A 15,177-nucleotide genomic window follows, 5' to 3' on the forward strand; every position below is an offset into this window, starting at 1 on the left:
TTTTGTTCTATGAGGAGTGATATCTTTTTTTATCCCTTTTGTCAAGTATCTCATCAACCATTTTTATTATACAGCCCGGCTGTATTGACAAAATAATGTTGATATGTTATAATGATTTTTGTGGACTTAGTTAATGGGACGTAGCCAAGCGGCAAGGCGACGGACTTTGACTCCGTTATTCGTAGGTTCGAATCCTACCGTCCCAGCCAAAAAAGGGAGGTTATACCTCCCTTTTTTATTACGTTTCTATCATTGGATATTCGACGGAGTTGCAACTTGAGATGTATCTGTAGAATTATTAGAGGTATTATTAGCTTCTTCTATTTCTTTTTGTACACTTTCTATCATACTATCAATATTAGTATAATAGTTGGGATCAATCTCTTTTATTGTTTCCAAATAAGACAATTTAATTTCCTTTAACCCTAACAAATCAGTTAAATCTAATCCAACATCTAATGCTTCTAATTTAGTATCGGTTGCTGCCTGGGTAGAATCTACAACTGTTTGAACATTTACCAAGATTTCAGTGATCTGTTGTTGAAATAGTGAAAATAAATATTGGGATCCTAAATACGAGGCGTATTGTTTTAACTGATCCAACTGTATCTTCGAATAGCTAACTTTTACTTCTGGATCTTGAGGGTTCAATTGATAATAAAGTTGAACAATTGTTTTAGAAGTAGGATACTGCGCGTAAAGATCGGCTAATACCTTTTTTAACTTTTCAGTGTAATCTTGTGATTTAGTTTGTAATTCTGCTCTCATAACGCTTGCATCTTCTGTAGTACGTACTCCCAAAGCCTCAAGGGATTCTTTGGAACTCAAATAACTTTTAGCATCTTGATATTTCGATATTTCACTCGATAAAGAAGTACTTTTATCCGTAGTTGATTGAGCGTTCAATTCTTCGAGTTTGTTATTTATAGCATCCAAACCTAGTGAAACAATAGCTGGATCCACAAATTCAGATAGACTAAGATATTGATTTATGGAAGTAGTTTGATCACTGTATAAACCCATTAACTGACTTACAACCATTGTATATATAGCCAAATAATCAGAATCAACTTCCATTGAAATTTCATTACCTTCGAATACAATACTTTCTAGTTCTTTCGCTAATTCTTCTAATCTTTCTACATCTGTACCCGCTTTCGTTAACTCGTACATATACATCAATTTTGTATCGTAATAATTCCTTCCAAAGTTTTCACTTTCTTTATAATTAGACAACCAATTATCATACTTTTGACCTTGAACTGTGCTTTCTACTTCAGCATATACATCATCATACAAAAATATATCTTCGGATTTTTCAAATATTTTCTTATCAAGTACTCTTATCAAATGGAAACCCTCCGACGTTTGTACAGGTCCAATAATTTCACCAACTTGTCCATTAAAAGCTGCATCTTCAAAACTTTTTTCATACTGCCCGTGTTTTATCCATCCAATCTCTCCAGAATTAGTAGCATTAGAAGTAGCATTAGAAGTATCCTTTGAATACAAAGAAGCGGCATCTTCAAAGGTTATCTCACCTGTTTCAATCTTTTCCTTGATGCTATTGGCGGTTGCCTCATCTGAAAAAAGTATATGCTGTACTCTAACTTCTTCATAATCATTCTTTATACTTTCAAAGTTTTGTTCGATATAAGCTAAAGCTTCTTCTCTGGAAATTGGTGCCACTGCGTCTTTAACTGCAGTATTTATCAAATCGGTCTCCACTGTTTGTTGTAAACCCGAAATTAAGATGTTTCGAATATTTTGTTCACTACCGTAGTACTGAAGCATATTATTCCAATTTGATTCATCAGATTTGTACTGAGATATATATTGATCAACCAATGCATTTATCTGATTATTCACTTCTTCATCGGAAGGCAAAAGATCGTTTTGTTCAGCGTAATATCTTACAATTTTTTCGTCAAAAAGTAAATCTACCACTTGATTATCAAGCGTTAAATAATCAAAAACCGGATCCAACTGTTGACCGTAATACTGTTGATAGATCTGCGCTTGCTGCTGAGTTATGTTATCTACTTCATTCTTCATAATCCAATAAGGATAATCCAATTCTTTGCCTTCTTTAGTGATAACTAAAACAGAGTCTTCTTTCCTCAGGGTGTTTCCATTTTGTGAAGTGGTCACAGGGGTCCGAGATGATACATAAGTTGCCACAGACCACCAAACTATACCTGCTAAAAAACCTGCTATAACTATTATAGTGATCAGTCTTTCATGCTTTTTAAACCAATTATTCATCCACTAATGCCTCCTAATTGCTTAAAATTTTACTATCTTTAAAAATGAAATGACTTTGATTCTAATTTTACCACATTTTTTGGATTTGCTCAATGTTTAATCTTTTATTATTTAAAAAAGGGGATAAATTAATATCCCCTTTAAAGTCTCTATATTTTTGTTCTAATAGGTTTATCTTTAGAAATTTCCTCCAAAGCCAACAATCTATCCCATTTAGCATCAACATAATTTTGTAGTTCTTCCAGTATTTCGTTAGCATCTGGCCTTTTCATAAGTTTGCTGTATCTACCTAATTTTGCTACGTAATCTTTTATTGGTTTGAATGTTTTAGGCTTCTTGGTAACTTTGTAAACACCCATATTGTATTCCCATAATGGCCAATACTTAGTTTCAATAGCTAACTTCGTTACTTCTGGACCTGAATCGTCAGGAATTCTCCAAAATCTTACACATGGTGCCAGCATAGCAATGAAGGAAGGCCCTTTGAACTCTAATGCAGCTTGCATTTTTCTCATGAAATCCCAAGGTTCAGAAGTTGCTGCTGTTGCAGCATAAACACCTTCATGACCGGCTACTATATCAACTATACTCTTTTTCAACTGTAACTTCCCTGATATAGCTTTACCGACTGGAGCAGTGGTTGAATCGGCACCTGGAGGGGTAGATCCAGATCTTTGGTTACCTGTGTTCATGTATCCTTCGTTATCATACAAAATGTAAACAAAATCGTGTCCTCTTTCTATTGCTCCAGATAATGCTTGTAAGCCTATATCGTAAGTGCCACCATCACCAGCAAATGCGATAAATTTTATCTTATCGTTGTTTATTTTTCCTCTGTTTAGAAGGGATCTATAAGCAGCTTCTGCCCCGGATATTGTTGCGGCAACATTTTCAAAGGCGTTGTGTATATAAGGTACATTCCAAGAAGTAAATGGGTATATTGTGGAAGAAACTTCCAGACAACCTGTGGCAGCTGCCACTACAGGTTCATAACCCATACTTTTTGCAGCCAAAGTAGCCCAATTTGCAACCATCGGAGCATTACAACCCGGACACAATCTATGGCCTTGTGTAAAACCCCAATCATGTGTTTCAACGTATCCTACTATATCTCTAATATTAGGCACAATTATTCACCTCCGATTATTCTCTTAAACCCAAGTATCTTTGTTCATCAGCTATAAGATTACCTTGAAGAGCATCTTCAAATGCTTCTCTTATCATTTCAGGGGTTGTGTCTCTTCCTCCTAAACCATAAACATAAGAACCTAAAGAGGGTCGAGAAGCAACCTCATACAAAGAAGATTTTACTAAGGAATACAAGGGGGCTTCTTTCCCAAAAGACATTGCTCTATCTAAAACAACTACACCCTTTCTTCCATTTAAAACTTGCTGAAACTCTTTCTTAGGAAAAGGAGTAAAGACTTGAGGTTTCACCAATCCAACTTTCTGTCCTTCTTCTCTAAGTTGATCTACAACATATTTTGCTGTAGATGCAGTAGAATTCATAACGATCATTATATAATCAGCATCATCTACTTTGTACAAATCGAGAAAATCGTATCTTCTTCCAGATATCTTTTCGAATTCCTCAAAAACTCCAGGAAGCTCTTTGTAAGCATTTTTCATAGCTTCCTCTTGTTGACGATGATGCTCGAAGTAATAATCAAAAAGATCCAATGGACCATAAGTAACAGGATTTTTTGTGTTTAAAAGAGAGTATTTGGGATTCCAGCTTCCTACAAACTCTTTTACAACTTCGTCATCTAGCATCTCGAAGCTTTCCACTCCATGAGAAGTAATGAAACCATCTAAATTCACCATCACAGGTAACAATACATTCTCTTTTTCCGCCAATTTGGTAGCCATTATTGTAAAATCATAGGCTTCTTGATGGTTTTCAGTAAAGAATTGGATCCATCCAGAATCTCTTACCATCATGGCATCAGAATGATCACAGTGTATATTAATAGGTCCGGATAATGCCCTATTTACAATAGGCATTACTATTGGAAGTCTATAAGAAGCTGCTATATATACTATTTCTGCCATTAATGCTAACCCATTTGCAGCAGTGGCTGTCATAGTTCTAGCACCAGATGCCGCCGAACCTACTACTGCACTCATTGCTGAGTGCTCGGATTCTACAGGAACCATTACAGTATCTACGATGCCATCTGATACAAATCCTGCATAATATTCAACAATCGGTGTTTGAGGTGTTATTGGGTAAGCTGCTACCACATCAGGATTGATCTGCCTCATAGCATGTGCAACAGCAGCAGCTCCAGTAACCGTTAGTTTTACGGGCATATATTTTAACCTCCTTCACATTGTTTTTAAATAAATTCTGATTCGGGTTTCATTTCTATTGCGTTAACTGGGCATACAGCGGCACAAACACCGCAGCCTTTACAATAGTCCAGATTCACTTCTCCCAATTTCATCTTTTTACCATCAAGCCCACCACCTATGGCCATATCTGGACAATAAAGCCAACATTGCATACAGTTAGTGCATTTTTCTCTATCTATTATTGGTCTTTGAATCCTCCATTCACCGGTTTTGTACTCCCTTGCGGTGGCAGGTTTATCAATTACACCACCAATAGGGATATCTTTCCATCCTTTCAGCTCACTCACTAAGTTTCACCTCCTGGTAACCTCTCTCTAGTGCTCTAATATTGGCTTTTACCACTTCATCGGAGAACTTTTTGGAGAAAGCAGCCTTGATTTTTTCTTTAACAGCATCTAAAGGTACTATATCGGTAGCTCTTATCAAAGCTCCTATCATAACGGTGTTAGGTATACCTCTTTTTATTTCTTCCAATGCTATGTTCGTCGCAGGTATTACACCGATTCTTCCTTTATACCCCGTTAAATTTCTGACCTCTTCTATGCTTCTAGTTGTGTTGACCAACAACAATTTGTCCTCAGCCAACCCAGATGTTACTTCAGGGTTTTTTAAAAGTGTATCGTCTATGACAACTACCACATCGGGGGTCTCTATGTTACTTTTAATTCTTATAGGCACATCCGCAACCCTGTTAAAAGCTTTCATTGGAGCACCGGATCTTTCCGCTCCATATTCTGGAAATGAACTCGAAAATTTTCCTGATTCTTCTGCAGCTTCCGCTAAAAATTGAGAAGCACTTTTTGCTCCTTGTCCTGCTCTTGCATGCCATCTTATCTCAAAGTATTTTTCTGGCAAGGTTCTTATCCTCCCTTCATGTAATGATTTTAAATAAATTAGTTTGTTCTATAGTCACTCGAAAATATTGTGTAATCAATATTTCTAAAAATATTATCTATCCATTCATAAAATGAGAGCCTTTTATCGTTAATTTCTTGTTTTTCTAACATTTTCTCCAGATCCAAAAATCTGTTAATATGGCACTTAACCCGATTTTTTGCATATTCTATTGTGGTACCGGTAGTCATAATAAAAGGCCAATCACTAGCTTGTACAAGAAGAACCTCTCTCATCATCTGATTCAAAACCCTTTTTTGTAAATTTGAAGGACACTTAAAAGTATTGGCTTTTTCTATCATTCTTTCAGTTATCTCGTGAATATGCTTATAAATCCAATCGTTTTTCCCATTAAGCCAAACATCATGGTATCCGCCCGCGCCCCAAGATGATTCGCCGGGATAAGTTACTTGAACTTTTTTAATCGCTTGTAAAACCTCAGTAGGTACAGAAAAATCTAAATATTCACTTTCGCAAGATTGCCTAAAAAGCTCTTCCAAAAATTTCGGACCTTCATACCACCAATGGCCAAATAGTTCAGCATCAAAGGGAGCTACAATTATTGGTTCTTCTTCATCTAAAATTGCCGATAATTTCTTGATTTGCGAAGTTTTCTTACATAAAAAATCTCTGACATGCTCTTTTACAGCGTTTCTGGCTTCTCTAAGATCGTATATTTCTTTTTTGTCCAAGGATAATAATTTATTGGTAATACGATGATATTTTATTCCTGTATTACACCTTGTTCCACTTGGATCTATGTATGGCTTAATGTAATCTTCTTCTCTATCAAAACCAATATCTCTGTAAAATTCTCGATATCTTGGATCGCCAGGATAACCAACTTCAGAACTCCATATCTGCTCACTCGATTCAGGATCTCTGGCAAAAACAAAAACTTTATTTGGGGTGATGATAGGTCTATATACACCATACCTCGGCTTACTGTCTGCATAAGTAAAACCGTGTGTATCAACGAAAAAGTATCGTATATCTTCGTCTGATAAATATTTGTCAAGCCCTTTAAAATAAGCACATTCTGCCAACCACATCCCTTTAGGATGCTTACCAAAATATTTTTTGAAAGTTAACACGGCAGATTTTATTTGAGCCCTAATAGCCTCCGGATATTCCCGATAAAAAGGTAGATATCCATGAGTGCCATTAGATGTTATCACTTCAATGTAACCTTTATCTTTAAATTCCTTGAAAGCTTTTATTATATCTTGATTATATTCTTCAGAAAAAATATCTAAATCTTCTATTAACTCTTGCCTATAATGTTGGGCTAGTCGGTGCGTCCTAGGATCTTCATCTTTTGTCCTAATTATCTCTTTTTCGGTTAATTCTATCAAATTTAATAAATATTTGTGATATTTTTCTTTTAAATCATTTAAACTAAACATCTCTATCAACGCTGGAGAGAGGCTTATTGTAAGCTTAAATGGAACATTATCTTTTTCTAAAGATTTAAAAATTTTTATTAAAGGAATATATGTCTCAGTTAAAGCCTCAAAAAGCCATCTTTCTTCCATAAAATTTTCAAAGTCTGGATGGTGAATATAAGGCAGATGAGCATGCAATAAGAGCAAAATTTTTCCTTTTTTACTCCTAATAATTTCAATCACTTCCAAAATTGGTATCACTGAATTTTCTTTTGTTTGTAAATATTGTTTCGCTACTCACCGAGTGTTTTTCAATATTCCAAAGCCCAGGTTCTTCTTTTTTATCTTCTTTGATGATTTTTCCATCTTCTATCAAAAACCATTCTTCTTTATCTGAACTTTTCATGGATGAAGAAGGCGTTGTAATTTCATTTGATTCTATAAAAGGAGTAAACTCACCTTTTTTATCTTTTACTCCAAGGAAAGCAATATAGGTGGAATTATCTTGTGGGAGGTGGAAATAAGTATTGCCGTTTTGGTCTAATTTTAAATCTGTTTCAATAACCTTTTTTTCTGCTCCTAGATCCTCTGTTGATTTTTTTATGATCCTTATAGCAATATTAGAATTTTTTGTTAATTTTTTTAGTTTTTTTCTACTTTTTTCAGAAAAGTTCCAGTAAACATATACCCAGTTAGGATTGACAGGCATTAATTTAAGTTTTTCCCTTTCATACTTTTGAGGAAGCTCTTTTGATTCATTTGATTTTGGGAGCTTTTGTAGATTTTGTAGATTTTTTGCTAATTTTGTATAATCCGAGACTTTCTCAACTCTTTGGTTTGAAGATTCTTCTATCCTTTTAATCTCTTTTCTAACTGCCCTTAAAATCTCTTTTTTATTCATATTTCGTTTTAATTTAATACCTAAATTTTTTGCAATATTCCTCAATTCCTGTATTGTAGGCTCATCAACCTTAAAAGTATCTAATAATCTTTTATCCAATTCCTTTACTTCCATGAAGCACCTCCCAAACCTATAGACACTTTAGAAACTCTAAAACTTTATATATAGCGTCCCTTCGACCCACAACCTGCCTTCTAACGAATTTATTTTTAACATTCAATTCCCTACATAATTGTATCATAAGAAAATTAAATAATTTGACAATAGAGAATTAAATATTGACAAAAGAGATTCCTTGTGATATTATATATTTTGAAAAGTAAGACAGCGGAGCGTAGCGCAGTTGGGAGCGCGCCGGTCTTGGGCACCGGAGGTCGCTGGTTCAAGCCCAGTCGCTCCGACCATTAACGATTCAATGCGGCCGTAGCTCAATTGGTAGAGTATTGGCCTTCCAAGCCAAGGGTTGCGGGTTCGACTCCCGTCGGCCGCTCCAGCGCCTGTAGCTCAACGGATAGAGCATTGGATTTCTAATCCAAGGGTTGAGGGTTCGAGTCCCCCCAGGCGCACCAAACTTTTGGTGGCTGTAGTTCAGTGGAAGAACGCCTGACTGTGACTCAGGATGTCGTGGGTTCAAATCCCACCAGCCACCCCAGCCATAAGAATCCTAATTTTAGGATTCTTTTTTATGAAAATTCAGTGAGAACACTCTCCAACTTCCTTATCTGCCGTGAGGCCGTCTTATCAGAGATGAAAGCTGTTTTTATTATTCATACTACATATAACCCCTTTCTAAACATATAAGGCTTAACAGTTTCAGTCTTAACTGGTTTTGAAAGCTCTGCAAGTTTAATATAACTTCCCTTGTTTTGTATACCTTTCACAGTATACTTTCTACCTTCGTATATTACTATATCCTTTGGTTGATAGGAATACCTTTGAGTACGAATACTTCTTCTACCTTTGGATATTTTCTGCCCTCTAAACTTTCTAAGGTTCTGTGTATTGTAATTTTTGTTTCGGGTTCTTCTACCGTTAAATAGTTCTTGCCCTTTCTTAGTCAAACCATCTCTTGTATCTATATATTTTGTGTCATAAAACTTTTCTAACGAACGATTATTTCTTCTGATTTGTTCAAAGTATATAGGTTCTATTCTTCTTTGATTAGTTCCACCTGCAATACAGAAAGCGTCATTGTAATGAGTCTTGTCAAGGTTAAGGGCTATTCTTTTTAACTTGGTTATATAACCGTATGTATGTTTACAATCAAGTATGTTAACTAACTTCCACCTAACAGTAGACATAAATGTAGCTTCTTTTAATGGTTTTTGTACAGGTTTCATACCGTAAAGTTTGCCACCTTTTAAGTGGTTTTTAGGATCATGGCATTTAGTACAAAGCGTAATTAAATTACTTGGTCTATTACTTCTATCGCCTTTCCAAAAACCTATGTGATGTACTTCAAGTGGGACGTTAGTCTTACCACATAATTGACAAGTGTAATTGTCTCTGTGTAATATATACTCACGAAGATTGTAAAAGTTTTGTTGCTCACCTTGTTGGTACTCTATACCTTCTATGTTAGGATTTTTAATCTTTTGAGTATCGAATTTAGCTACTTCGATTATTATATCTGTTATAGGAAGTATCTTCTTAATGAATTCTATAAATCGAATATGAGTATCTAATTTATGTTTAATCGATGGCGCTAACCAACTTTCCTTGAACCCCTTTTGGGGTGTTCCCTTCCTAGAAGATACTCTGTTATCGAAACGAGGTTCTCTGTACCTTAACCCATTTCTTCTGATTCTACGATACATACCCTTTTCTTTGATAAGCTCACTTACATCATCCCTAAGTTCAACTTCACCTGATAATACTTCTTCTTTTTCTGTTACAGCAGAAAAACCTATATGTTTGTGACCGCTATCTACACCAAGCGTTATAGGTTGAGTGTAATGCGTTGTGTCATAAGTAAGTTGTATAGTGAACGGTTTGTTTCTAACTACTTTTGCTTTACCTTCTCTAAGTAAATGTCTAACTTTTCCACGTCTATTAGTAGGCATTAGAGGAGTACCATCTTTAGCAATAACGTATACCATTTTTGAATCTCCTTTCGGAAATAATACAGACTTTCGTCTGGTAGGTCCACATCGCCAATGTTATATCGGGTTTGTCGCCAGCAACACTTCTCCTACCCCTCAGAGATGTTTAATCACTGACCGCAGGGTCTGGAACTTGTGGAGCATTCCAGAGTGCCTATTTAGTTTACACCATTCCGATATAACGTAGCCCCTTCAACATTCGCTAGTAATAGCCGATTGCTGGTGGCTGAGGCTAATCAACTAGGGCTTGTTTGTCACAAGCTCCCGTCTTTCGACGGTGGAGAGTTGACTTCCTCCATTGTACACATAAACCTCGGTCCCTAAAGATGCCAAAAAATCTATAACTTCCACATCAAAGTTGAACATTCTTATACATCCGTGAGATATCCTTTTGCCTATTTCCCATGGTTTTGTTGTACCATGAATCCCATATTGAGGGTTTGAGAGTTGTATCCATCTTGTTCCCATTCCATTCATTAGAGATCCGGGTGGTATATATTCATCGTACCAATACAATGCAGGGTCTTTCTCTTTGTATGAAATTCGATAGTAACCGGGCGGTGTATAATCACTCATACCAACCGCAACGATATAAGTTTTTAACAACTGATCATGAAAATACAGGTGCATCTTATTTTGCGAAAGGTTTATTTCTAAGCGTAAAGGACTTTCTTCATATTTAACTTGTCCTATCTTTAAAGCTTGTCCAGGATATATCAAAGAAGGATCTTTTAGATCGTTCATGTTGACCAAATCTCCAGGAAGAACTTTGTATTTTTCAGCAATTTTATATAAACTCTCACCTTTTTGCACGATATGGTAACCATATACTTCATGTCTTTGCTTTGGTTTTAAAACGTTCTCGGTAGCTACAACATTTGCCAATTTCAAAAAGGTGACTTTTCGTTCAAAAAGTATTCCATATCTATTTCTAAAAGTAAAAACAGAGTCATAAAACCCATCTTCAAAGTTACCCAGCAGCCTTAAGAACTCATCTGTACCTTCAAAAACGGTATCCCCCACCTGTACTTTTACTAATTCCAAATCTTCTTCTGGGTAATAATCCAAATAATATTGATAACCATTTTCCACGACAGAGGTGGTTATTTCAACTTCTATATTTGGAGCGAATAAGGATTTTTCCAAAAAATTTGCAAAAAACTGTGAAACATTTTTCCCTACTTTATCTGTAGAGGTTACTAAGAATGAATAATAATCGCCTTTAAAAGCATTTAAATTAACATAAAAGGAGAAATCACCGTTTTCTTTTTCATACAAGGTTAATTTCTTTCTATCTCCCCCATCATATATGTATACATTTGGTTTTTGCGTAGTATTTATATAACTTTCTAAATTAATTTTCACAATATTTTGAGTTTGATCATATTCAACGGGATACAAACGAAAATAATTTTCAGAAAAAAGTACTGAAAATAAAGTCACAAATATTATTAGCGATAATCCTTTTGTGATTTTTCTCAAGTCGAAGTTCCTCCTTACTAGTAAAAATGGTCACCTCGTTTTCCTCTTTTTCAAACCCTATATCTTCTCTTGAAACATCGTTTAAAACTATCATATCAATCTTTTTTTCTTTTAATTTCTTTATGGCATTCTCTTTTAAGTTCTCTGTTTCCGCAGCGAATCCAACAAGTATTTGACCAACTCTTTTTTTCCTTCCTAATTCTTTTATTATATCAGGATTTTTCTCAATTTCTAGATTAACTATTGTATCTTTTTTTAACTTTTGTTCCGAATAATTTTTTATTCTTACATCGCTTACTGCAGCTGTCATAACTATTATGTCATTATCTTCAAAATGCTCTAATACTCTTTCTCTTAATTCTTTAGCACTTTCTATTCTTATGATTTTTTTTATAATAGATGGTGGTTTTAAGTTGGTGGGTCCAGATATTAAAGTAACCTCAGCTCCTCTGTTTGCGAATTCTCTTGCTAATTCGTAACCCATTCTTCCACTGGATCTGTTTGATAAAAACCTTACAGGATCAATATTTTCAATCGTGGGTCCGGCTGTAACTAAAACTTTCTTATTCATAAAATCCTTTTTGGAAAGTAGGTATTCACTGTATTCTAATATTTCACTATTATCTGGATACCTTCCTTTACCAAATTCTCCATCTGCTAAGTGACCTTCTCCGGGGTCTATTATATACCAACCATTTTGTTTTAATATTTCTAAATTCCTTTTATTAACGGGATTTTCATACATCCTAACGTTCATTGCAGGAACAATTAGTTTAGGATTTTTCGAATAAGCTAAAGCGGTACAAGAAAGTAGATCATCGGCAATTCCATGTGATATTTTAGCTATTATATTTGCTGTCGCAGGGGCGACGATAAACAGTTCTGCCCATCTAGAAAGCTCTGTATGGGGTATCCAACCGTTTTTAACATCGAAAGTTTCATAGTAAACCTCACAGTTACCTACTGCAGAAAAAATCTGGTCGGATATCCATCTTTGAGCATTTTTTGTCATGATAACTTTTGGATTACATTCAATCTGTCTCATCTTAGAAATTAGATCAACCGCTTTATAAATGGCGATTCCACTCGTTACACCGAGTAAAATGTTTTTCCCTTTTAAGTAAGGATACACAGAGAATTCACCTTCTTGGATTAATATCCAAAGTATTTGAGAATTCCAAAGCTCTTTTTAACCTTTTAATACTTTCATTTTTTCCTAAAATAATTATAGATTCGTACAACCCAGGAGTTACTAACCTCCCTAAAAGAGATCCTCTTATTGTCTGAAAAACATTTTTTCTACCAGTGATATTTAGAGCGGCTATTTCTTTTAAAGTATTTTCTACATTTGCAAGGTCGTACTCATCAATTTCTGAGAGTTTTCTTATCGTTATCTCGATTACTTCTTTAAACCAAGGTTTTTTCATGTATTTTTCGATAAATTCTTCTTCGTATTGGAATTCTTTAACAAAAAAATTTTTGGAAAATTCATAAAGTTGTTTTAATGTTTGAACTTTAGCTCTGGAAACTTCTATGATTTTTTTTACAAAAGAATCTTCATTGTCTATTTTGACGTTTGTATATTTAGCCCAATCATTAAAACTTTTGTGTATTTCTTCAATTGGATCGTTTCTCAAATGCACTTCATTTGTCCATAGAAGTTTAGTGTAATCAAAAATGGAAGGATTTTTTGAAACCTTTTTCAGATCAAATTCCTGGTATTTTTTCGTATAATCAAATATCTGTTCGTTAGCATTCCACCCTAACAAACTCAAGTAATTCAATATAGCTTTAGGAAGATATCCCTCTTTTCTAAAATAAGTAATCGAAACCTCTCCGTGTCTTTTAGACAAAGGAGACTTGTCTTCACCTAAAATCAAAGGCAGATGGGCAAATTTTGGAAGTTCAAATGATAAAGCATTATATATCAAAATTTGTTTGGGGGTATTAGAGATATGATCTTCACCCCTTATAACATGACTTATTTTCATCAGATAATCATCTATCACAACCGTGAAATTGTAAACCGGAATTCCGTTTGATCTTAGAATAACAAAATCATTTATATGAGACGTATCGAATTCTATAGTTCCTCTAATTTCGTCCAAAAAAGATATTTTTTGATCATTATTAACCTTAAACTTTACAACCACAGAATACTCATTGTTTTTTTTATATTTGTCTGGAAGATTATTACCTTCAAAAATTATTTCATTGCTTTTAGTAACTGAAAAATAAGCTTTTTCTTCATTTAAAAGTTGATCTATATAACCTTTGTATATGTCTAGTCTTTCACTTTGCCTATATGGCCCATATTCAACAGGTTTATCAATCCCCTCGTCGTAATCCAAACCTACCCATTTCATTTCTTCTAAAATGGCATCTTCGTACTCTTTTTTGGAGCGTTCCATATCGGTATCTTCAATTCTTAGAATAAACTTCCCGTTATTTTTCTTAGCAAAGTACCAATTAAACAAGGCTGTTCTCAAACCCCCAACGTGTAGATGACCCGTGGGACTTGGAGCAAATCTTACTCTGATCATTAGTTTTTCACCTCTTCAATACCTTTCAAAATTCTTTCCAGTTCATCAATAGACGATACTTGCTTTACCTCTACTAATTTTCTGTTATCAAGAAATTTATCCTCTATCAAAACTTCAGTTATTCTATCTGTCCATCCGCCTGAATTTTTCATTAACAATATCGGTTTTTTGTAAGAATAAGCCCCCAAAATTTCTATAGCTGTGCCAATTTCTCCTCCTATACTTACAACCACATCGACATTTTTTAACAAAACAAAAGAACGCATATTAAGATCCAACCCTGTTTTTATAGGAAAATCCAAATAACCGTTCCCTTCCTGTTCCCAGGGTAAAAAACCAATAACATGCCCTCCCCTATTTTTTACAGCCTTTGAAACTAATTGCATTATTCCATCACGTCCACCGTTCATTAGAACCCAATTATTCTCTGCTATAATTCTACCGACATCATCACAAAGTGAATTTAAAGATTTAATTGGCTCTTTAAAGATGTTTCCGGAATATCCGATAACTCCTACATTCAAACCGATCACCAACCCAAATAACTTTCTTTGACTCTCGCGTCATTCAAAACCTCTTTTGGAACACCCTTAGCTATAACTTCACCCTTGTGTAAAACATAAAGTTCATCAACTACCTGAGCAATTTCATCGACACTGTGATCCGTAACAATTATTGAAATCCCACTTTTCGCAAGTTTTCTAATTATTTGTTGTATATCCTTAACGGTTATGGGATCTATTCCAACAAAAGGCTCATCCAAAAGGATTACCTTTGGATTTGTTATCAACGTTCTAGCAAATTCTAATTTTCTTTTTTCTCCACCAGATAAAGAATAAGACTTTTGGTGCATTAAATTACCCAATCCAAACTCTTCCATTATACTCTTAATTTTTTGATCTGCATCTTCAATCTTAAGAAGATCGGCGATCATTTCAAGATTATCTCTAACAGATAAGTTCCTGAAAACAGACGGTTCTTGAGGCAGATAAGCCAATCCATTCAACGCTCTTTTGTGTATAGGAAGATGAGTTATATTTTGGCCATCGAGGTAAACATCCCCTGAATTGGGAACAACTAACCCTAAAATTATCTTGAAAAGAGTTGTTTTCCCTGCACCATTTGGTCCAAGTAATCCTGTAATTAAGCCGAATTTTGATTGAAATTGAACATTAGCTAACACAATCTTTTTCCCATATGTTTTACTAATGTTTCTACAATCAACAATAACCTTTTCCATAACTATTTAT

The 15,177-nt window shown here is 34.8% G+C and carries 13 protein-coding genes and 5 tRNA genes; 5 read left to right on the forward strand and 13 right to left on the reverse strand.

All coding sequences use genetic code 11. The features are described from left to right. Positions 1-134 precede the first annotated feature (134 nt). A tRNA-Gln gene (locus ACW9JY_RS08055) sits at positions 135-209 on the forward strand. Positions 210-249: 40 nt separating this feature from the next. Here the strand turns inward: ACW9JY_RS08055 and ACW9JY_RS08060 are convergent. From ACW9JY_RS08060 to ACW9JY_RS08090, 7 genes are all read right to left on the reverse strand, one after another. Continuing rightward, a complete protein-coding gene (locus tag ACW9JY_RS08060; RefSeq protein WP_457283968.1) occupies positions 250-2,265 on the reverse strand; it encodes a peptidylprolyl isomerase in 2,016 nt (671 codons plus the stop codon). Positions 2,266-2,414: 149 nt separating this feature from the next. After that, positions 2,415-3,395, reverse strand: a complete 981-nt coding sequence (locus ACW9JY_RS08065; protein WP_457283979.1) for a thiamine pyrophosphate-dependent enzyme — start codon at positions 3,393-3,395, stop codon at positions 2,415-2,417. 13 nt (positions 3,396-3,408) lie between these two features. Further along, a complete protein-coding gene (gene porA / locus ACW9JY_RS08070; RefSeq protein WP_103065090.1) occupies positions 3,409-4,578 on the reverse strand; it encodes a pyruvate ferredoxin oxidoreductase in 1,170 nt (389 codons plus the stop codon). Positions 4,579-4,604: 26 nt separating this feature from the next. Further along, on the reverse strand, positions 4,605-4,907 hold the full coding sequence (locus ACW9JY_RS08075; RefSeq protein ID WP_103065089.1) for a 4Fe-4S binding protein: 303 nt from the start codon (positions 4,905-4,907) through the stop codon (positions 4,605-4,607). Then, positions 4,900-5,475 (reverse strand): 2-oxoacid:acceptor oxidoreductase family protein, encoded by a 576-nt coding sequence (locus ACW9JY_RS08080; protein WP_103065088.1) that lies wholly within the window; start codon positions 5,473-5,475, stop codon positions 4,900-4,902. The genes ACW9JY_RS08075 and ACW9JY_RS08080 overlap by 8 nt, the downstream gene beginning before the upstream one ends. A gap of 38 nt (positions 5,476-5,513) precedes the next feature. Then, complete coding sequence (locus tag ACW9JY_RS08085; RefSeq protein ID WP_457283969.1) at positions 5,514-7,106, reverse strand: glycoside hydrolase family 57 protein; 1,593 nt, start codon at positions 7,104-7,106, stop codon at positions 5,514-5,516. 28 nt (positions 7,107-7,134) lie between these two features. Then, positions 7,135-7,914: a DUF4912 domain-containing protein gene (locus ACW9JY_RS08090; protein WP_457283970.1), complete on the reverse strand. Its 780-nt coding sequence runs from the start codon at positions 7,912-7,914 to the stop codon at positions 7,135-7,137. Between the two features lie 214 nt (positions 7,915-8,128). On the opposite strand from ACW9JY_RS08090, the gene ACW9JY_RS08095 reads away from it, so the two are divergent. The 4 genes from ACW9JY_RS08095 (at position 8,129) to ACW9JY_RS08110 (ending at position 8,452) form a co-directional block, all read left to right on the forward strand. Then, positions 8,129-8,204: transfer RNA gene (locus ACW9JY_RS08095), tRNA-Pro, on the forward strand. A 13-nt stretch (positions 8,205-8,217) separates the two neighbouring features. After that, positions 8,218-8,293 (forward strand) — tRNA-Gly (locus ACW9JY_RS08100). Continuing rightward, a tRNA-Arg gene (locus tag ACW9JY_RS08105) sits at positions 8,294-8,369 on the forward strand. Positions 8,370-8,377: 8 nt separating this feature from the next. Beyond that, positions 8,378-8,452: transfer RNA gene (locus ACW9JY_RS08110), tRNA-His, on the forward strand. 115 nt (positions 8,453-8,567) lie between these two features. Here the strand turns inward: ACW9JY_RS08110 and iscB are convergent. The 6 genes from iscB to lptB form a co-directional block, all read right to left on the reverse strand. After that, a complete protein-coding gene (gene iscB, locus ACW9JY_RS08115; protein ID WP_457283971.1) occupies positions 8,568-9,899 on the reverse strand; it encodes an RNA-guided endonuclease IscB in 1,332 nt (443 codons plus the stop codon). Positions 9,900-10,142: 243 nt separating this feature from the next. After that, the gene (locus tag ACW9JY_RS08120) at positions 10,143-11,384 is read right to left on the reverse strand and encodes a L,D-transpeptidase family protein (RefSeq protein ID WP_457283972.1); all 1,242 of its coding nucleotides are present in this window, start codon (positions 11,382-11,384) and stop codon (positions 10,143-10,145) included. Next, positions 11,317-12,516, reverse strand: coding sequence for a bifunctional phosphopantothenoylcysteine decarboxylase/phosphopantothenate--cysteine ligase CoaBC (gene coaBC / locus ACW9JY_RS08125; protein ID WP_457283973.1), 1,200 nt, complete (start codon positions 12,514-12,516; stop codon positions 11,317-11,319). Before coaBC ends, ACW9JY_RS08120 begins: the two co-directional genes overlap by 68 nt. Positions 12,517-12,523: 7 nt before the next feature. Continuing rightward, entirely contained in the window at positions 12,524-13,927 is a 1,404-nt protein-coding gene (gltX, locus tag ACW9JY_RS08130; RefSeq protein ID WP_457283974.1) for a glutamate--tRNA ligase, read from the reverse strand. Further along, positions 13,927-14,451, reverse strand: coding sequence for a TIGR00725 family protein (locus tag ACW9JY_RS08135; protein WP_103077821.1), 525 nt, complete (start codon positions 14,449-14,451; stop codon positions 13,927-13,929). Before ACW9JY_RS08135 ends, gltX begins: the two co-directional genes overlap by 1 nt. A 5-nt stretch (positions 14,452-14,456) precedes the next feature. Then, entirely contained in the window at positions 14,457-15,167 is a 711-nt protein-coding gene (gene lptB / locus ACW9JY_RS08140) for an LPS export ABC transporter ATP-binding protein (RefSeq protein ID WP_457283975.1), read from the reverse strand. Positions 15,168-15,177: the final 10 nt, after the last annotated feature.

Source organism: Petrotoga sp. DB-2 (genome assembly GCF_054051725.1).

Coding starts and splice junctions, on each gene's coding strand:
- ACW9JY_RS08060 (WP_457283968.1), bottom strand. CDS start 2,265: ATGAATAATTGGTTTAAAAAGCATGAAAGACTGATCACTATAATAGTT.
- porA (WP_103065090.1), bottom strand. CDS start 4,578: ATGCCCGTAAAACTAACGGTTACTGGAGCTGCTGCTGTTGCACATGCT.
- ACW9JY_RS08090 (WP_457283970.1), bottom strand. CDS start 7,914: ATGGAAGTAAAGGAATTGGATAAAAGATTATTAGATACTTTTAAGGTT.
- iscB (WP_457283971.1), bottom strand. CDS start 9,899: ATGGTATACGTTATTGCTAAAGATGGTACTCCTCTAATGCCTACTAAT.
- gltX (WP_457283974.1), bottom strand. CDS start 13,927: ATGATCAGAGTAAGATTTGCTCCAAGTCCCACGGGTCATCTACACGTT.
- lptB (WP_457283975.1), bottom strand. CDS start 15,167: ATGGAAAAGGTTATTGTTGATTGTAGAAACATTAGTAAAACATATGGG.